The sequence below is a fragment of the Pseudomonas benzenivorans genome, assembly GCF_024397895.1.
GTDB lineage: Bacteria > Pseudomonadota > Gammaproteobacteria > Pseudomonadales > Pseudomonadaceae > Aquipseudomonas > Aquipseudomonas benzenivorans_A.
The window spans coordinates 3,520,628-3,539,025 of sequence record NZ_CP073346.1 but is presented as its reverse complement, the minus strand read 5'-3'; the positions used below and the strand labels follow the sequence as shown (position 1 = coordinate 3,539,025).

The following is an 18,398-nucleotide window of genomic DNA, read 5'->3' as shown; positions in this document are numbered from 1 at the left end:
TCACAGCAGCACCACATCGTATTGCTCCTGGGAATACATGGTCTCGACCTGGAACTTGATGGTGCGGCCAATGAAGCTCTCCAGGTCGGCGACGTTGCCCGACTCCTCGTCGAGCAGGCGGTCGACCACATTCTGGTTGGCCAGCACCCGGTAGCCCTCGGGCTGGTAGGCGCGTGCCTCGCGGAGGATCTCGCGGAATATCTCGTAGCAGATGGTTTCCGCCGTCTTCATCTTGCCGCGCCCCTGGCAGCAGATACAGGGCTCGCAGAGCACCTGCTCGAGGCTCTCGCGGGTGCGCTTGCGGGTCATCTGCACCAGGCCCAGCTCGGTGATTCCGATGATGTTGGTCTTGGCGTGGTCGCGTTCCAGCTGCTTCTCCAGGGTGCGCAGCACCTGGCGCTGGTGCTCCTCGTCTTCCATGTCGATGAAATCGATGATGATGATCCCGCCCAGGTTGCGCAGGCGCAGCTGGCGGGCGATGGCCGTGGCGGCTTCGAGGTTGGTCTTGAAGATGGTCTCCTCGAGGGTGCGATGACCGACGAAGGCGCCGGTGTTGACGTCGATGGTGGTCATCGCCTCGGCCGGGTCGATGATCAGGTAGCCGCCGGACTTGAGCGGCACCTTGCGCTCCAGGGCCCGCTGCACCTCGTCCTCGACGCCGTACAGGTCGAATATCGGCCGCTCGCCCGGGTAGTGCTCCAGGCGGTCGGAAATCTCCGGCATCAGTTCGCCGACGAACTGCGCGATCTTCTGGAAGGTTTCCCGCGAGTCGATGCGGATCTTCTCGGTGCGCAGGCTGACCAGGTCGCGCAGGGTACGCAGGGCCAGGCTGAGGTCTTCGTAGATCACCGAGGGGGCCGGGGCGGTCTGCATCTGCGCGGCGATCTGGTCCCACAGGCGGCGCAGGTAGCGGATGTCGATGAGAATCTCGTCGGCGCCGGCGCCATCGGCGGCGGTTCGCAGGATGAAGCCACCGGCCTCCTCGATGCCCTCGGCGCTCACGCAATCGGCGACCACCTGCTTGAGGCGCTCGCGCTCGCCTTCGTCCTCGATCTTCAGCGAGATGCCGACGTGGCTGGTGCGCGGCATGTACACCAGGTAGCGCGAGGGAATCGACAGCTGGGTGGTCAGGCGCGCGCCCTTGCTGCCGATCGGGTCCTTGGTGACCTGCACCACCAGGCTCTGGCCCTCGTGCACCAGGGCGCTGATGGTTTCCACCGCCTGGCCCTCGCGACTGGAAATTTCCGAGGCGTGGATAAACGCCGCGCGCTCCAGGCCGATGTCGACGAAGGCCGCCTGCATGCCCGGCAGCACCCGCACCACCTTGCCCTTGTAGATGTTGCCGACGATACCGCGGCGCTGGGTGCGCTCGACATGCACTTCCTGCAATACGCCGTTTTCCACCACCGCCACGCGCGATTCCATTGGCGTGATATTGATCAGAATCTCTTCACTCATGGGTCCATCTCTTCTGCATGGGGGCTTGCGCCGGGGCTCTCGCCCTGGGGCGCCGCGCTTCGGTGTGCTGCGGCCAGCACCGACTAGCCGGGGGCCGGCAACGACTGCCAGCAGGGAATGTCGAACTCGGCGAGCAGCTCGGCGGTTTCGCACAGGGGCAGACCGACCACCGCCGAGTAGCTGCCCTGCAACTGCCTGACGAATACCGCCGCCAGGCCCTGAATACCATAGCTGCCCGCCTTGTCCCCGGGTTCGCCACTGGCCCAGTAGGCTGCGATTTCTGCGCCACTGAGCGGGCGGAAGCTGACCCGACTGACCACCACCCGAACCGCCACCCGGCTGGCCGAGGCCAGCGCCACCGCGGTCAGCACCTGGTGTTCGCGACCGGACAGCGCCGCCAGGGTGGCCAACGCCTCGTCGCGATCCGCCGGCTTGCCGAGGATGCGCCCATCGAGCACCACCGCCGTATCGGCGCCAAGCACCACGGCATCGTCCGTGTGCTCCAGGGTAGCCAGCGCGGCCAGCGCCTTGCCCCGCGCCAGGCGCTCGACATAGGCGCTGGGCGCCTCGTCCGGCAAGGCGGTTTCATCGATGGGGGCGATACGGGTGGTGAAGGGCACGCCGATCTGCGTCAACAGCTCGCGTCGACGCGGCGATCCCGAAGCCAGGTAAAGCGTGGCCATCAAGACCTCTCCCTGTCGGGTACTGGCTGAGCAGCCCCCGGATTAATTGACGCCGAGACGCCGATGCACGCCGCGCAACAAGGCATAGACCCACGGCCACAACAGCGCACTGACTACAGCTGGCAGGACGAACGCCAGGGTCGGCGGGCGGCTGCCGGTCAGGGCATTGAGCCACAAGTGCAGCAACTGGGCCAGACCGAACACCACCAGCAGCACCATACTCTGCTGCCACAGGGGGAACATGCGCAGGCGCTGGTGCAGGCTCAGCACCAGGAAGGTGATCAGGGTCAGCACCAGGGCATTGAGCCCCAGCAGCGTGCCGTTGAGCACGTCGGCCAGCAGGCCGATGAACCAGGCGCTGGCCATGCCGACCCGATGCGGCAGGACCAGCACCCAATAGGTCAGAAACAGCGCCAGCCACAGGGGCCGGCCGATCTCCATGAACTTCGGCAGGGTCGCCACACTGAGCAGCAGGGCCAAGGCCAGGCTGAGCCAGATGACCCAGACGTTGCGCGCACGTACGGCGATCATTGGCCGCCCTCCTGTTCCGTGGCCGGCGCGGCCGGCACGACCGCCTGCGCCGCCGGTTGCGCGGGCGCCTGGCCCTGCTCCTGGGCCTGGCGATCGGCGGCCTCCTGGGCTTCGGCCGACTCGGTCGCCCGCTGCTCCGGGCTGCGCGTGTCGGTGAACACCAGCAGCATGTAGCGGCTGCGGTTGAGCTTGGCGGTCGGCACGGCGCGGACGATGGCGAAGGGCTGACCGGAGTCGTGAATCACCTCGGTGACCGTGGCCACCGGGTAGCCCGCTGGAAAACGCTGCCCCAGGCCGGAGCTGACCAGCAGATCGCCTTCCTTGATGTCCGCGGTATCGGCCACGTGGCGCAGCTCCAGGCGCTCCGGATTGCCGGTGCCGCTGGCGATGGCGCGCAGGCCGTTGCGGTTGACCTGTACCGGAATGCTGTGGGTGGTGTCGGTGAGCAGCAGTACCCGCGAGGTATAGGGCATGACCTCGACCACCTGGCCCATCAACCCGCGCGCGTCGAGCACCGGCTGGCCGAGCAGCACGCCGTCCTTTTCGCCCTTGTCGATCAGGATGCGGTGGGTGAAGGGGTTGGGGTCGATACCGATCAGTTCGGTGGCGAGCACTTCGTCATCGACCAGCGCCGCGGAGTTGAGCAGCTCGCGCAGGCGCACGTTCTGTTCGGTCAGGGTGGCGAGCTTCTGCAGACGACGCTGCATCATCAGCTGCTCGGCCTTGAGCTTCTCGTTCTCGGCCGCCAGCTCGCTGCGCGAACTCAACTCCTCGGTCGTACTCTCCCAGAGGGTCACGGGCAGTCGGCCCAACCAGTACACCGGCTCGACTATCACGCCGAGCTGGCCGCGCACCGGCTGCAACACGGTGAAGCGCGCATCCACCACCATCAGCGCGGCCGACAGCACGGCCAGCACCAGCAGGCGCACACCGAGCGAAGGTCCTTTGGTGAATAGCGGTTTGATGGGCGGCTCCTCAAGACGTCAGGCGACAATAAAAAGCTGCAAGCGGGCGGGTACCCGGCTTGCAGCTCGAGACTTGGGGCAGGCGCGTTATTCCGTGGACAGCAGGTCCATGGTGTGGCGATCCATCATCTCCAGGGCCTTGCCGCCGCCGCGGGCCACGCAGGTCAGCGGGTCTTCGGCAACGATCACCGGCAGGCCGGTTTCCTGGGCCAACAGCTTGTCCAGGTCGCGCAGCAGTGCGCCACCACCGGTCAGCACCAGGCCGCGCTCGGCGATGTCCGAGGCCAGTTCCGGCGGCGATTGCTCCAGGGCGCTCTTGACCGCCTGGACGATGGTCGCCAGGGATTCCTGCAGCGCTTCCAGCACTTCGTTGGAGTTCAGGGTGAAGCTGCGCGGCACGCCTTCGGCAAGGTTGCGTCCGCGTACGTCGACTTCGCGGATCTCGCCGCCAGCATAGGCTGTGCCGATTTCCTGCTTGATGCGCTCGGCGGTGGATTCACCGATCAGGCTGCCGTAGTTGCGGCGCACGTAGGTGATGATGGCTTCGTCGAAACGGTCGCCACCGACCCGCACGGACTCGGCATAGACCACACCATTGAGGGAGATCAGCGCAATTTCCGTGGTGCCGCCGCCGATATCGACGACCATCGAACCACGGGCCTCTTCCACCGGCAGGCCGGCACCAATGGCCGCGGCCATCGGCTCTTCGATCAGGAACACTTCGCGGGCGCCGGCACCGAGGGCCGACTCGCGGATGGCGCGACGCTCGACCTGGGTCGACTTGCACGGCACGCAGATCAGCACGCGCGGCGAAGGCTGCAGGAAGCTGTTCTCGTGCACCTTGTTGATGAAGTACTGCAGCATCTTTTCGCAGACGCTGAAATCGGCGATCACCCCGTCCTTCATCGGACGAATGGCGGAGATATTGCCCGGGGTACGGCCGAGCATGCGCTTGGCTTCGGTTCCGACGGCGACGACGCTCTTCTGGTTGCCATGGGTGCGGATCGCGACCACGGACGGCTCGTTCAGCACGATGCCGCGCTCGCGGACATAAATAAGGGTATTGGCAGTGCCCAGGTCGATCGATAGATCGCTGGAAAACATGCCACGCAGTTTCTTGAACATGGGAGAGTGACCCTAGGCAACGCGTGGGTAAAAAAGTGCGGCAAACTCTAACAACGACAGGGATTTTGAGCAAGGCGCCAATATGTTAGATTGCCTGTTTTTCCGGGCTCCAGAGCCCATCATCGCGGCCTTTGACCGCCAGCTCACGGCATCCGTTCCCTGCAGGATTTCACCTGCACGGCGACCCGATCACATTTCCACTGGCTGCCCTCGTATTGGAGAACCCCAATGGCGCTTGAACGCTCCGACGTGGAAAAAATCGCCCACCTGGCCCGCCTGGGCCTGAGTGAAGACGATATTCCGCGCACCACCGAGACCCTCAACAGCATCCTCGGTCTGGTCGATCAGATGCAGGCGGTGGACACCACCGGCATCGAGCCCCTGGCCCACCCGCTGGAAGCCACCCAGCGCCTGCGCGCCGACCAGGTGCGCGAAGAAAACCAGCGCGACGCCTACCAGGCCATCGCCCCGGCCGTGGAAAACGGCCTGTACCTGGTCCCCAAAGTCATCGAGTAACGGAATGAGCCAAGCCATGCATCAACTGACCCTGGCCGAGATCGCCCGCGGACTCGCCGACAAGCAATTCTCCGCCGAAGAACTGACCCGCGACCTGCTGGCGCGTATTCAGCGACTCGACCCGCAGCTCAACAGCTTCATCAGCGTCACCGAGGAGCTGGCCCTGGCCCAGGCCAAGGCCGCCGACGCACGCCGCGCCAATGGCGAAAGCGGCGCCCTGCTCGGCGCGCCGATCGGCCACAAGGACCTGTTCTGCACCAAGAATGTGCTGACCAGCTGCGGCTCGAAGATCCTCAGCGGGTTCAAGGCGCCCTATGACGCCACCGTGGTGGACAAGCTCGCCAGCGCCGGCGCCGTGACCCTGGGCAAGCTGAACATGGACGAGTTCGCCATGGGCTCGGCCAACGAGTCCAGCCACTACGGCGCAGTGAAGAACCCCTGGAACCTCGAGCACGTGCCCGGCGGCTCCTCCGGCGGCTCGGCCGCGGCCGTGGCCGCCCGCCTGCTGCCGGCCGCCACCGGCACCGACACCGGCGGCTCGATCCGCCAGCCGGCCGCGCTGACCAACCTCACCGGCCTCAAGCCGACCTATGGTCGGGTCTCGCGTTGGGGCATGATCGCCTACGCCTCCAGCCTCGATCAGGGCGGCCCGCTGGCGCGCACCGCCGAGGACTGCGCGCTGATGCTGCAGGCCATGGCCGGTTTCGACCCCAAGGACAGCACCTGCGTCGACCAGCCGGTAGACGACTACCTGGCAGCCCTCAACCAGCCGCTGGCCGGCCTGCGCATCGGCCTGCCCAAGGAATACTTCGGCGCCGGCCTGGATGGGCGCATCGCCGAGAAAGTCATGGCGGTGGTCGAGGAGCTGAAGAAGCTCGGCGCCAGCGTCAAGGAGATCAGCCTGCCGAACATGCAGCACGCGATCCCCGCCTACTACGTGATCGCCCCCGCGGAAGCCAGCTCCAACCTGTCGCGTTTCGACGGTGTGCGCTTCGGCTACCGCTGCGAGAACCCGGTCAACCTCGAAGACCTTTACAAGCGCTCGCGCGGCGAGGGCTTCGGCGCGGAAGTGAAGCGCCGCATCATGGTCGGCACCTACGCCCTGTCGGCCGGCTACTACGACGCCTACTACCTCAAGGCGCAGAAGATTCGCCGGCTGATCAAGAACGACTTCCTCAACGCCTTCGACGAGGTCGACCTGATCCTCGGCCCGACCACGCCGAACCCGGCCTGGAAGCTCGGCGAGAAGAACAACGACCCGGTCGCCCAGTATCTGGAAGACATCTACACCATCACCGCCAACCTGGCCGGCATCCCCGGCCTGTCGATGCCCGCCGGCTTCGTCGACGGTCTGCCGGTGGGCGTGCAGCTGCTCGCCCCGTACTTCCAGGAAGGCCGCCTGCTGGGCGTGGCGCACCAGTATCAACAAGTCACTGATTGGCACACCCGCGCGCCAGCCGGATTCTGAGGAACACGAACGATGCAATGGGAAACCGTGATCGGGCTGGAAATCCACGCACAGCTCAGCACCCAATCGAAGATCTTTTCCGCCAGCGCCACCGGCTTCGGCGCCGAACCCAACACCCAGGCCAGCCTGGTCGACCTCGGCATGCCCGGCACCCTGCCGGTGCTCAACGCCGAAGCCGTGCGCATGGCCTGCAAGTTCGGCCTGGCGATCGACGCCGAGATCGCGCCGAGGAACGTCTTCGCGCGCAAGAACTACTTCTACCCGGACCTGCCCAAGGGCTACCAGACCAGCCAGATGGATGACCCCATCGTCGGCAAGGGCCATCTGGACATCACCCTGGAAGACGGCACGGTCAGGCGCATCGGCATCACCCGCGCCCACCTGGAAGAGGACGCCGGCAAGAGCCTGCACGAAGACTTCCACGGCATGAGTGGCATCGACCTCAACCGCGCCGGCACGCCGCTGCTGGAGATCGTCTCCGAGCCGGACATCCGCAGCGCCAAGGAAGCGGTGGCCTACGTCAAGGCGATCCATGCCCTGGTGCGCTACCTGGGCATCTGCGACGGCAACATGGCCGAGGGCTCGCTGCGCTGCGACTGCAACGTCTCGGTACGGCCCAAGGGCCAGACCGAGTTCGGCACCCGCGCCGAGATCAAGAACGTCAACTCCTTCCGCTTCATCGAGAAGGCGATCAACCACGAGGTGCAGCGGCAGATCGAGCTGATCGAGGACGGCGGCAAGGTGGTCCAGGAAACCCGCCTGTACGACCCGAACAAGGACGAGACACGCTCCATGCGCAGCAAGGAGGAAGCCAACGACTACCGTTACTTCCCCTGCCCCGACCTGTTGCCGGTGGTGATCGAGCCGAGCTTCCTCGAAGAAATCCGCGCCGGCCTGCCGGAGCTGCCGGTGCAGAAGCGCGAGCGCTTCGAACGGGAGTTCGGCCTGTCGGCCTATGACGCCAGCGTGCTGGCCGCCAGCCGCGAGCTGGCCGACTACTTCGAGCAGGTCCAGCAGAGCTGCGGCGACGCCAAGCTGGCAGCCAACTGGGTGATGGGCGAGCTGTCCAGCCTGCTCAACAAGGAGGGCCTGGAGATCGACCAGTCGCCGGTGTCCGCCGCGCAGCTGGGCGGCATGATCCTGCGCATCAAGGACAACACCATCAGCGGCAAGATCGCCAAGATGGTGTTCGAGGCCATGGCGAATGGCGAAGGCTCGGCCGACCAGATCATCGAGGCCAAGGGCCTCAAGCAGGTCACCGACAGCGGCGCCATCGAGACCATGCTCGACGAGGTCCTGGCGGCAAATGCCGAGCAGGTCGAGCAGTACCGCGCCAGCGACGAAGCCAAGCGCGGCAAGATGTTCGGTTTCTTCGTCGGCCAGGCGATGAAGGCCTCCAAGGGCAAGGCCAACCCTGGCCAGGTGAACCAACTGCTGAAGAAGAAGCTCGAAGGCTGAGCCGGGCCGCACGGCCCAAGTAGCACAACAGGGATGTCCGCACCATGCGACGCCGGGGCTTGCCCCGGCGTTTATCCATCCGGAGAGACAACCTATGCATCGTTTCACTCTGCTTTTGGCGCTGTTCGCCCTGCTGGCCGGCTGCGCCGGCCAACGCCTGGCCGACGACGGCTACAGCGCCGAGGGGCGCGCCTCCTATTACGGCGCCCGCCACCATGGCAAGAAGACCGCCAGCGGCGAGCGCTTCGACCAGCATGCGCTGACGGCCGCACACCGCAGCCTGCCGTTCGGCAGCCGGGTGCAGGTGACCAACCTGCGCAACGACAGGAGCGTGGTGGTGCGCATCAACGACCGCGGCCCCTACGCCCGCGGCCGCATCATCGACCTGTCGAAGAAGGCCGCCGAGCAGCTCGACATGCTGCGCGCCGGCGTGGTGCCGGTGCGCGTGCAGCAGCTGGCCGACTGAAGCCGCCAGCCTTTACAAGCGGTTACCAATAGCCGCCCCGCCCCTCTGGTTCCATGCGTGCGGATGGCTACACTGGCCGCACTTTTCTGGAGCCCTTCGCTATGACGACGATGACCTTCGTTTACCTGATCGCTGGCCTGGCGCTGCTGGTCGTCGGCGCCGAGGTGCTGGTGCGCGGCGCCGCCCGGCTGGCGGCCCGATTCGGCATCCCGCCGCTGATCATCGGCCTGACCGTGGTGGCCTTCGGCACCAGCGCGCCGGAAACCGCAGTGAGCGTGCAGGCCGCGGTGAACGGCAGCGGCGACCTGGCCATCGGCAACGTGCTGGGCAGCAATATCGCCAACGTCTTGCTGATCCTCGGCGTGACCGCGCTGATCGCCCCGCTGGTGGTATCGCGCCAGCTGATCCGCCTGGACGTGCCGATCATGATCGGCGCCAGCCTGCTGACCTTCGCCCTGGCCTGGGACGGCCAGCTGAGCCGACTCGATGGCGCCCTGCTGTTCGCCGGGGTGCTGACCTACACCGCCTTCCTGATCGTCAGCAGCCGCCGCGACAAGGCCGCCGAGGGCGACGAATTCGCCGCGGAATACGGTCTGCATGAGCAGCCCAAACCCCGCGCCTGGCTGATCGACCTGAGCCTGCTGATCGGCGGATTGGTGCTGCTGGTCGGCGGCTCCAACCTGCTGGTCGAAGGGGCGGTCGGGCTGGCCCGCGCCCTGGGCCTGTCGGAACTGGTGATCGGCCTGACCGTGGTGGCCGTCGGCACCTCGCTGCCGGAGCTGGCCACCTCGGTGATGGCGGTCCTCAAGGGCGAGCGGGACATCGCCGTGGGCAACATCGTCGGCAGCAACATCTTCAACCTGTTCTGCGTGCTGGGCCTGGCCTCGCTGGTGTCGCCGCTGCCGATCCCGGTGGTGGCCAATGCCCTGGCGTTCGACTTCCCGGTGATGATCGCGGTGGCCATCGCATGCCTGCCAATCTTCTTCTCCGGCTACCGCATCAACCGCTGGGAAGGCCTGCTGTTTGTCGCCTATTACGCGGCCTACACCCTGTACCTGGTGCTGAGCGCCGGTGACCGCCCCTTTGCCGAGACCTTCGCCGACGCCATGCTCGGCTACGCCCTGCCGCTGACCGCGATGACCCTGCTGGTGATCGGCGCCCGCGCCTGGCAGCGCCAACGCCCGGCCTGAACAGCGCGAGCCTAGGCCCAGCCGCCCCACTGCAACAGCAGCAGGCCGAGGTTGATGGTCAGCACCCCGGCCAGGGTGGTGATGACGATGATCGCCGCCGCCAGCTGATGATTGCCACCCGCCGCCCGCGCCATGACGAAGCTGGCCGCGGCGGTGGGGCTGGCGAAATAGAAGAACAGGATGCCCAGGTCGGCGCCGCGAAAGCCCCACAGCCAGGCGCCCAGGGTCGCCAACAGCGGCAGCCAGACCATCTTCATCGCGCTGGAACTCAGGGCGATGCCGCTGCTCTCGCGCAGCGACGCCAGGGACAGGGTGCCACCGATGCAGATCAGCGCCAGGGGCAGGGTCATCTGCGCGAAGTAGCCGCCGGAGGTCAGCAGCCAGTCCGGCAGCGCCAGCTGCCAGTAGGCGACCGGGATGGCCAGGACTACACCGATGATCAGCGGGTTGCTCACGATGCTGCGCAGGATGGTCCGGGGATCGGCCTTGGCGTTGGGGCTGTAGATCGCCAGGACGATGGCCGAGAGCACGTTGTAGCTGAGGATCACCACCCCGGCCAGGACGCTGCCCACCGCCAGGCCGTAGTCGCCGTAGAGGCTGGTGGCCAGGGCCAGGCCGACGATGCCGTTGTTGCCGCGAAAGGCGCCCTGGGTGTAGATGCCGCGATCCGCCTCGGGACAGCGCAGGATGGCCCAGCCCCAGGCCAGCAGGAAGGTCGCCAGGGTCGCCAGCACGAAGTAGCCGATCAGCGCCGGCTGCAGGGCGGTGCCCAGATCCGCCCTGATGATACCGAGAAACAGCAGGGTCGGCATGGTGCCGCGGAACACCAGGGCCGAGGCGGTGTTGATGAACGCGGCGTCGATCCAGCCCAGGCGCTTGAGCACCACGCCGAGAAACAACATGGAGAACACCGGCGCGGTGATGACGAGGGTTTGCTGGATAGCGACGAGCATGACAGCCCCAGGACAGGCAGTTACTTAGGAGCCTAATGATAGCAAGCCGATCGCCGAATCCGCTCCATCATCGTTGCCAAGCGCACAGAAATCATCGGCGCTCCGCACAGCCGCATCGGGTCCGGGGCGCGACCCCGGACAGCCATCGACTGGCGCCCGGCGAGCTGAACTTCAGCGCCGTACCGGACGCTTCTGCAATTTACGCTGCAGGGTGCGCCGGTGCATGCCCAGGGCCCGTGCGGTGGCGGAGATGTTGCCTTCGTTCTCGGCCAGCACCCGCTGGATGTGCTCCCACTGCAGGCGATCGACCGACATCGGGTTGTCCGGCACCAGGCTGTCCAGGTCGGCGTGCTGGCTCAGCAGCGCCGCCAGCACGTCGTCGGCATCGGCGGGTTTGCACAGGTAGTTGCAAGCACCGCGCTTGATCGCCTCCACCGCGGTGGCGATGCTCGAATAGCCGGTGAGGATCACCACGCGCATCTCGGCGTCCAGTTCCAGCAACTTGGGCAGCAGCACCAGGCCGGAGTCGCCTTCCATCTTCAGGTCGACCACCGCATAGTCCGGCAGGTCCTGCTCGGCCAGGGCCAGGCCCTCCTCGGCGGAACCTGCGGTGCTCACCCGCAGGCCACGATTGCTCATGGCCCGCGCCATCACCCGGGTGAAGGTCGGATCGTCATCGACCAGCAGCAGGTGGGGTTGTTCTTCGCCTTCGAACAGCGGCTCTTCACTCATGGTTCACTCCTTGCGGGCCGGCATCAGCTATGGCCATAGGCACGCGGCAACTTCAGCTCGGTGAGCGTGCCGCCCTCTTCGTGGTTATACAACTTTACCGTGCCGCCGGCACGGGTGACGCTGGCCTGGCTGAGAAACAGGCCGAGCCCGAAGCCCTTGCCCTTGGTGGTGAAGAACGGCCGGCCGAGCTGTTCGGCAATCGCCAAAGGCACGCCGGCGCCATGATCGCGGATGCTCAGGCGCAGCCACTGATGGTCCCAGTCGAGGCGGATGTCCAGCTCGTCCGGGCAGGCATCGGCGGCGTTGTTCAGCAGATTGAGCAGGGCCTGGGTCAGGTCGGCCGGGGGCATCAGCCGCGGCGGCGTGCCGCGACCGACACACTGATAGCGGTAGCTGGCCTCGGGACGCATCAGGTGCCAGCGGTTGAGCGCGGCTTCCAGCCACTCGACGCAGGCTTGCTCGACCACCGACTGACGACGATCGGCCTCGGCTGCGCGCACCAGTTGCTGCAGGGTCTCCTTGCACAGTTTGACCTGCTCCTGCAGCACCGCCAGGTCCTCCTGCAGCAGCGGTTCCTGATGTTCGCGGCGCAGCTCCTTGATCAGCACGCTCATGGTCGCCAGGGGCGTACCCAGCTCGTGGGCGGCGCCGGCGGCTTGGGTGGCCACGGCGAGCAGCTGCTGATCGCGCAGGCCCTCCTCGCGGCGCTCGGCACGCAACTCCTCCTGCCGGCGCAGCTCCTCGGCCATCTTGGCGACGAAGAAGGTGATCAATCCGGCGGCCAGGGCGAAACTCAGCCACATGCCGTAGATCAGCAGGCTTTCCCGTGGGCCGGGCGGCAGCTCCAGCGGATGGGACCACACCAGCAACAGGGTATAGCCGGCCAGGGCCAGGCCGGACAGGACGATGGTGAACAGCCAGGGCAGGGTCGCCGCGGCGATGGTCAGCGGCACCAGGTAATAGGAGACGAAGGGGTTGGTCGAGCCGCCGGTGTAGTACAGCAGCACACTGTGAATGATCAGGTCGCAGCCCAGTTGCACGGCGTACTCCTGCTCGGTGACCGGCCAGGGGCCGCGCAGGCGCACGGCGGTGAGCAGGCACAGGATCAGCGAGATGCACAGGGTGACGCTCAGTTCCAGCCAGGGCAGCGGCAGCAGCCCGGAGTTGTAGGCCAGGCCGACCGAGCCGGCCTGGGCGGCCAGTACCAGGATGCGGATCAGGGTCAGGCGCCAGAGATTTTGCCGACTGGCCGACAACAACTGCACAGGTGCGAGCATGGGCTCTCCAAATAGCCGCGGTTTGCGAGCCGAGCGAGTATAACCAAGGCTCCGCTCGCCCTCGTGCGGCAACTGGCCGCAGCAGAACGGGCGACTGCTACGCAGTGGAACCGGAATTAACCCGCGCAGTCGAACAGCTACGTCTAACCTCAGGAACCTGTCGCACCCTCCGTGCCCCCACCCTTACAAGGAGTTGCCATGCAGCCATTGTCCCGCCTCGCCAGCGTCCTCGCCCTCAGCGCCGCCGCCCTGCTCAGCTTCGCGGCCCAGGCCGACGATCCCCGTTACAACCAGGTCGCCCTGCGCGCCGAGGTCAGCCAGGAAATCGCCCATGACCTGATGCACGTCACCCTCTACAGCGAAGCGCAGCACAGCGATCCCGCCGCCCTGGCCGCGCAGATCACCCGCACCCTGAATGATGCGGTCAAGCAGGCGCGTGGCGCCGAAGGCGTCAGCGTCGCCCTCGGCAGCCGCCATAGCTACCCGGTGTACGACGACAAGAACCAGCAGATCACCGCCTGGCGCGAGCGCGCCGAGCTGCGCCTGGAAAGCGCCAGCTTCGCCACCCTGTCGAAACTCACGGGCGAGATGCTCAAGACCCTGAAGATGGGCGGCATGGACTTCAGCATCGCCACGCCGACCCGCAAGCAGCACGAGGATACCCTGCTCAAGGACGCCGTAGCGGCCTTCAGATCCAGGGCCCAACTGGCCACCGAGGCCCTCGGCGGCAGCGGCTACAAGCTGATCAGCCTGAACCTCAGCAGCGGCGGCTTCCAGCCGCCAATGCCGATGCGCATGGCCAAGGGCATGGCGATGATGGACGCGGCGGCCACCCCGGAGATCGAAGCGGGTACCAGCCAGGTGACGGTCAACGCCGACGGCGTCATCGAAGTGCTGATGCCCTGATCGCGCAGTGCAACAGGGCAACACCACCACGCCGCCCTCCTCCCCGGATGGCGGCGTTTTGCCAGCTTGGCGGGCGTAAAGTTTCGTAAATGCGACAACTACGTACAGCACGCCTACAGTTGCTGGGCTCTGTCCAAGATGCCACTTGCCTCGGGAATATGCCCTGCATAGTTTCTTGCGAGGCCTCCACAAGGGGCCCCTCACGCTGACAACCACAATAAAACATGAGGTCAACATGCGTAAAAACGCCGTCATCCAGGCCATGGTCGTTGCTGGGCTGATCGCCAGCGCCCCCTTCGCCCACGCCGCCAGCAACCTGGTGTTCTGCTCGGAGGGCAGCCCCGCCGGCTTCGACCCCGGCCTGTACACCACCGGCACCGACTTCGACGCCGCCGCGGAAACCATGTTCAATCGCCTGACCCAATTCGAGCGCGGCGGTACCGCGGTCATTCCCGGCCTGGCGGAAAAGTGGGAAGTGTCCGACGACGGTCTGACCTACACCTTCCACCTGCGCCCCGGAGTGAAATTCCACAGCACCGAATACTTCAAGCCGAGCCGTGACTTCAACGCCGACGACGTGCTGTTCACCTTCCAGCGCATGCTCGACAAGGAGCATCCATTCCGCAAGGCCTACCCCACCGAGTTCCCTTACTTCACCGACATGGGGATGGACGCCAACATCGCCAAGGTCGAGAAGGTCGATGAGCACACCGTGCGCTTCCACCTCAATCAGGTGGACGCCGCGTTCATCCAGAACCTGGCGATGAGCTTTGCCTCGGTCCATTCGGCGGAGTATGCCGACCAGCTGCTCAAGGCCGGCAAGGCCGCCGACATCAACCAGAAACCTATCGGCACCGGCCCCTTCGTGTTCAAGCGTTACCAGAAGGACGCGCAGATCCGCTTCACCGGCAACAAGGACTACTGGAAGCCCGACGATGTGAAGGTCGACAACCTGATCTTCTCCATCAACACCGATGCCTCGGTGCGCATGCAGAAGCTCAAGGCCGGCGAGTGTCATATCACCCTCAATCCGCGCCCGGCCGACCTGGATTCGCTGAAGCAGGACCCGAACATCAAGATGCCGTCCCAGGCCGGCTTCAACGATGGCTACATCGCCTACAACGTCACCCACCCGCCGCTGGACAAGCTCGAAGTGCGCCAGGCCCTGGACATGGCGGTGAACAAGCAGGGGATCCTCGACGCGGTCTACCAGAGTGCCGGCCAACTGGCGGTCAACGGCATGCCGCCGACCCAGTGGTCCTACGACGACACCATCAAGGACGCCGGCTACAACCCCGAGAAGGCCAAGGAACTGCTCAAGGCCGCCGGCGTCAAGGAAGGCACCGAGATCACCCTGTGGGCCATGCCGGTGCAGCGCCCGTACAACCCCAACGCCAAGCTGATGGCCGAGATGCTCCAGTCCGACTGGGCCAAGGTCGGCATCAAAGCGAATATCGTCACCTACGAATGGGGTGAGTACCTCAAGCGGGCCAAGGCCGGCGAGCACGACACCATGCTGATCGGCTGGAGCGGTGACAACGGTGACCCGGACAACTGGTTGGGCACCCTGTACGGCTGCGACGCAGTGGACGGCAACAACTTCTCCAAGTGGTGCTTCGAGGATTACGACAAGCTGGTCCAGGCGGCCAAGCGTACCTCCGACGTGGCCAAGCGCACCGAGCTGTACAAGCAGGCCCAGCACGTCCTCAAGGCCCAGGTGCCGATCACCCCGATCGCCCACTCCACGGTCTATCAGCCGATGCGTCAGAACGTGCAGGACTTCAAGATCAGCCCGTTCGGCGTGAACTCCTTCTACGGTGTAAGCGTCACCAAGTAGTTCCCCTGTGAATACCCGGGCCGGTTACCCACCGGCCCGGGTTACGTTTCAGCGCGGCCTATCCGGCTGCCCCCTGATCCGCCTCTCCGACCCATGGGAACGCTGCAATGCCAAAACACTCACCCCTACTCCGCCTGCTGCTGGTCGCCGCGCTCGCGGCAGCCAGCCAGGTCCATGCCGCCAGCGACAGCCTGGTGGTGTGCAGCGAAGCCAGTCCCGAAGGCTTCGACATCGTCCAGTACACCGCCGCCACCACCGCCGATGCCGCCGCGGAAACCGTTCTCGAGCGCCTGGTGCAGTTTGCCCCGGGCAGCGCCGAGGTGGTGCCTGCCCTGGCCGAGCGCTGGGAGATTGCGCAAGACGGTCTGAGCTACACCTTCCACCTGCGCCGGGGGGTGAAATTTCACGATACCGCCTGGTTCAGCCCCAGCCGCGCGCTCGACGCCGACGACGTGCTCTGGAGTTTCCAGCGCCAGCTCGACCCCAAGCATGCCTGGCACGGCAGCTCGTTGCGCGGCTACCCCTATGCCGAGGCCATGGGCATGGCGCAGCTGATCGAGCGCATCGAGAAACTCGATGCGCACCGCGTGCGCTTCGTCCTGCGTCACCCCGAGGCCCCCTTTCTGGCCAACATGGCCATGGCCTTCGCCTCGATCTATTCGGCCGAGTACGCCGAGCAGCTACTGGCTGCCGGCAACACCGAACAACTCAACCGCCTGCCGGTCGGCACCGGCCCCTTCATCTTCGAGCGCTACGCCAAGGATGCCCAGGTACGCTACCGGGCCAACCCAGCGTACTGGGACGGCGCGCCGCGGATCGGCAAGCTGATCTTCGCCATCACCCCCGAACCCAACGTGCGCCAGCAGAAACTCAAGGCCGGCGACTGCCAGATCGCCCTCTATCCGCGGCCGGTGGACATTCCGGCACTGAAGGCCGATCCCGACCTGCAGGTCCTCGAACTCGACTCGTTGCTGACCGCCTATATCGGCATCAACACCCGCCGCCCGCCGCTGGACGACGTGCGCGTGCGCCAGGCGCTGAACCTGGCCTTCGACAAGGACGCGTACCTGCGGGCCCAGTATGGCGAGGGCGGCGCCAGCCCGGCGGTGGCGCCCTACCCAGCGACCCTCTGGGGCCATGACCCGCAGCTGCAGGGCTGGCCACGCGATGTCGAGCGGGCCCGGCAGTTGCTGGTAGAGGCCGGCCACCCCGAGGGTTTCAAGCTGTCCATCTGGACCCGCCCCGGCGGCGGCCCGACCAACCCCAACCCGGGTATCGGCGCGCAGATGCTGCAGGCCGACCTGGCCGCCATCGGCATCGACGCCGACATCCGCGTCTTCGAGTGGGGCGAGTTGATCAAGCGGGCCAAGAACGGCGAGCACGACCTGGTGTTCATGGGCTGGGCCGGCGACAACGGCGACCCGGACAACTTCCTCACCCCCAACCTGTCCTGCGCGGCGGCTGAGTCCGGGGAGAACCAGGCCGGCTGGTGCAACGCCGCGTTCGACCGCCTGATCACCCAGGCCCGCCAGGTAGCGGATCAGGCCACGCGAGCCGCCTTGTATCGCCAGGCCCTGGCTATCTTTCATGAACAGGCGCCGTGGATCGCCCTGGCCCACCCCAGACAGTTCAGCGCGCTGCGCAAGGACGTGCGCGGCTTCGTCCTGAGCCCCATGGGCTCGAACAACTACGCCCGGGTGTCACGGCCATGAATGCGGCGAACCTCATCCGCGGCAGGCCGCGCTGATCCTCCCCTCACAACAAGATCGCCGGGCCATGTGACCCGGCGTACCGATCCAGCCGTTGGAGTACCGACATCCCATGCTTGCCTTTATCGCCAGACGCCTGGGGCTATTGATCCCCACTTTCTTCGGCGTCACCTTGCTGACCTTCGCCCTGATTCGCCTGATCCCCGGCGACCCGGTGGAAGTGATGATGGGTGAACGCCGGGTCGATCCGCAGATGCACGCCGAGGCCATGGAGCGCCTGGGGCTGAACAAGCCGCTGTACGCCCAGTACCTGGACTACATCGGCGACCTGGCCCAGGGCGACCTGGGCGAATCGCTGCGCACCCGCGAGAGCGTGTGGCACGAGTTCCTCACCCTGTTCCCCGCCACCCTCGAGCTGTCCATCGCCGCCCTGCTGTTCGCCGGCACCCTGGGCCTGATCGCCGGGGTGATCGCGGCGCTGAAACGGGGCTCGCTGTTCGACCACGGGGTGATGGGCATTTCCCTGGCCGGCTACTCCATGCCGATCTTCTGGTGGGGCCTGCTGCTGATCATGTTCTTCTCCGTGGGCCTGGGCTGGACCCCGGTGTCCGGGCGCATCGACCTGCTCTACGACATCCCGCCGGTCACCGGCTTCATGCTGATCGACACTCTGCTGTCGGATGAGGAAGGCGCCTTCGTCGACGCCCTGCAGCACCTGATCCTGCCCGCCGTGGTGCTGGGCACCATTCCGCTGGCGGTGATCGCCCGCATGACTCGCTCGGCGATGCTCGAGGTGCTGCGCGAGGACTATGTGCGCACCGCCCGCGCCAAGGGCCTGTCGCCGTCCCGGGTGGTGTTCGTCCATGGCCTGCGCAATGCGCTGATCCCGGTACTCACGGTGTTCGGCCTGCAGGTCGGCGCGCTGCTGGCCGGCGCGGTGCTGACCGAGACCATCTTCTCCTGGCCGGGCATCGGCAAGTGGCTGATCGAGTCGATCGGCGCCCGCGACTACCCGGTGGTACAGAACGGCATCCTGCTGATCGCCTGCCTGGTGATCCTGGTCAACTTCGTCGTGGACATCCTCTACGGCCTGGCCAACCCACGCATTCGCCATCAGCGCTGAG

Annotated in this window: 17 protein-coding genes; 9 read left to right on the top strand and 8 right to left on the bottom strand. The window is 66.1% G+C overall.

The features are described 5' to 3' along the window. From rng to mreB, 5 genes are all read right to left on the bottom strand, one after another. On the bottom strand, positions 1-1,458 hold the full coding sequence (rng, locus tag KDW96_RS16565) for a ribonuclease G (RefSeq protein ID WP_255837316.1): 1,458 nt from the start codon (positions 1,456-1,458) through the stop codon (positions 1-3). Between the two features lie 83 nt (positions 1,459-1,541). Then, positions 1,542-2,141 (bottom strand): Maf family protein, encoded by a 600-nt coding sequence (locus KDW96_RS16560; protein ID WP_255837315.1) that lies wholly within the window; start codon positions 2,139-2,141, stop codon positions 1,542-1,544. A gap of 42 nt (positions 2,142-2,183) precedes the next feature. Further along, entirely contained in the window at positions 2,184-2,672 is a 489-nt protein-coding gene (gene mreD, locus KDW96_RS16555) for a rod shape-determining protein MreD (protein ID WP_255837314.1), read from the bottom strand. Then, on the bottom strand, positions 2,669-3,589 hold the full coding sequence (gene mreC, locus KDW96_RS16550) for a rod shape-determining protein MreC (RefSeq protein ID WP_255840550.1): 921 nt from the start codon (positions 3,587-3,589) through the stop codon (positions 2,669-2,671). The genes mreD and mreC overlap by 4 nt, the downstream gene beginning before the upstream one ends. Before the next feature lie 135 nt (positions 3,590-3,724). Continuing rightward, entirely contained in the window at positions 3,725-4,762 is a 1,038-nt protein-coding gene (gene mreB / locus KDW96_RS16545; protein ID WP_255837313.1) for a rod shape-determining protein MreB, read from the bottom strand. Positions 4,763-4,990: 228 nt separating this feature from the next. Here mreB and gatC point away from each other — a divergent pair, with 228 nt between their 5' ends. The 5 genes from gatC (at position 4,991) to KDW96_RS16520 (ending at position 9,860) form a co-directional block, all read left to right on the top strand. Beyond that, positions 4,991-5,278, top strand: a complete 288-nt coding sequence (gene gatC, locus KDW96_RS16540; RefSeq protein WP_255837312.1) for an Asp-tRNA(Asn)/Glu-tRNA(Gln) amidotransferase subunit GatC — start codon at positions 4,991-4,993, stop codon at positions 5,276-5,278. A 16-nt stretch (positions 5,279-5,294) separates the two neighbouring features. Continuing rightward, positions 5,295-6,746: an Asp-tRNA(Asn)/Glu-tRNA(Gln) amidotransferase subunit GatA gene (gene gatA, locus KDW96_RS16535; RefSeq protein ID WP_255840549.1), complete on the top strand. Its 1,452-nt coding sequence runs from the start codon at positions 5,295-5,297 to the stop codon at positions 6,744-6,746. A 12-nt stretch (positions 6,747-6,758) separates the two neighbouring features. Then, positions 6,759-8,204 (top strand): Asp-tRNA(Asn)/Glu-tRNA(Gln) amidotransferase subunit GatB, encoded by a 1,446-nt coding sequence (gatB, locus tag KDW96_RS16530; protein ID WP_255837311.1) that lies wholly within the window; start codon positions 6,759-6,761, stop codon positions 8,202-8,204. A 94-nt stretch (positions 8,205-8,298) separates the two neighbouring features. After that, positions 8,299-8,670, top strand: coding sequence for a septal ring lytic transglycosylase RlpA family protein (locus KDW96_RS16525; RefSeq protein WP_255837310.1), 372 nt, complete (start codon positions 8,299-8,301; stop codon positions 8,668-8,670). Between the two features lie 101 nt (positions 8,671-8,771). Continuing rightward, positions 8,772-9,860, top strand: a complete 1,089-nt coding sequence (locus tag KDW96_RS16520; protein ID WP_255837309.1) for a calcium/sodium antiporter — start codon at positions 8,772-8,774, stop codon at positions 9,858-9,860. Positions 9,861-9,871: 11 nt separating this feature from the next. On the opposite strand, the gene KDW96_RS16515 is transcribed toward KDW96_RS16520, so the two are convergent. From KDW96_RS16515 to KDW96_RS16505, 3 genes are all read right to left on the bottom strand, one after another. Next, positions 9,872-10,813 carry an AEC family transporter gene (locus KDW96_RS16515; protein ID WP_255837308.1) on the bottom strand — a complete coding sequence of 314 codons (942 nt, stop codon included), beginning with the start codon at positions 10,811-10,813 and terminating at the stop codon, positions 9,872-9,874. 171 nt (positions 10,814-10,984) lie between these two features. Then, positions 10,985-11,545: a response regulator transcription factor gene (locus tag KDW96_RS16510; protein ID WP_255837307.1), complete on the bottom strand. Its 561-nt coding sequence runs from the start codon at positions 11,543-11,545 to the stop codon at positions 10,985-10,987. A 23-nt stretch (positions 11,546-11,568) separates the two neighbouring features. Continuing rightward, on the bottom strand, positions 11,569-12,822 hold the full coding sequence (locus KDW96_RS16505) for an ATP-binding protein (protein WP_255837306.1): 1,254 nt from the start codon (positions 12,820-12,822) through the stop codon (positions 11,569-11,571). A 198-nt stretch (positions 12,823-13,020) separates the two neighbouring features. Between KDW96_RS16505 and KDW96_RS16500 the strand changes: the two genes are divergently transcribed. The 4 genes from KDW96_RS16500 (at position 13,021) to KDW96_RS16485 (ending at position 18,397) form a co-directional block, all read left to right on the top strand. Further along, positions 13,021-13,728, top strand: coding sequence for an SIMPL domain-containing protein (locus KDW96_RS16500; protein WP_255837305.1), 708 nt, complete (start codon positions 13,021-13,023; stop codon positions 13,726-13,728). Positions 13,729-13,963: 235 nt separating this feature from the next. Then, positions 13,964-15,565, top strand: coding sequence for an ABC transporter substrate-binding protein (locus tag KDW96_RS16495; protein ID WP_255837304.1), 1,602 nt, complete (start codon positions 13,964-13,966; stop codon positions 15,563-15,565). A gap of 107 nt (positions 15,566-15,672) precedes the next feature. Continuing rightward, the gene (locus KDW96_RS16490; RefSeq protein WP_255837303.1) at positions 15,673-17,277 is read left to right on the top strand and encodes an ABC transporter substrate-binding protein; all 1,605 of its coding nucleotides are present in this window, start codon (positions 15,673-15,675) and stop codon (positions 17,275-17,277) included. Between the two features lie 109 nt (positions 17,278-17,386). Beyond that, entirely contained in the window at positions 17,387-18,397 is a 1,011-nt protein-coding gene (locus KDW96_RS16485; RefSeq protein ID WP_255837302.1) for an ABC transporter permease subunit, read from the top strand. Position 18,398 lies beyond the last annotated feature (1 nt).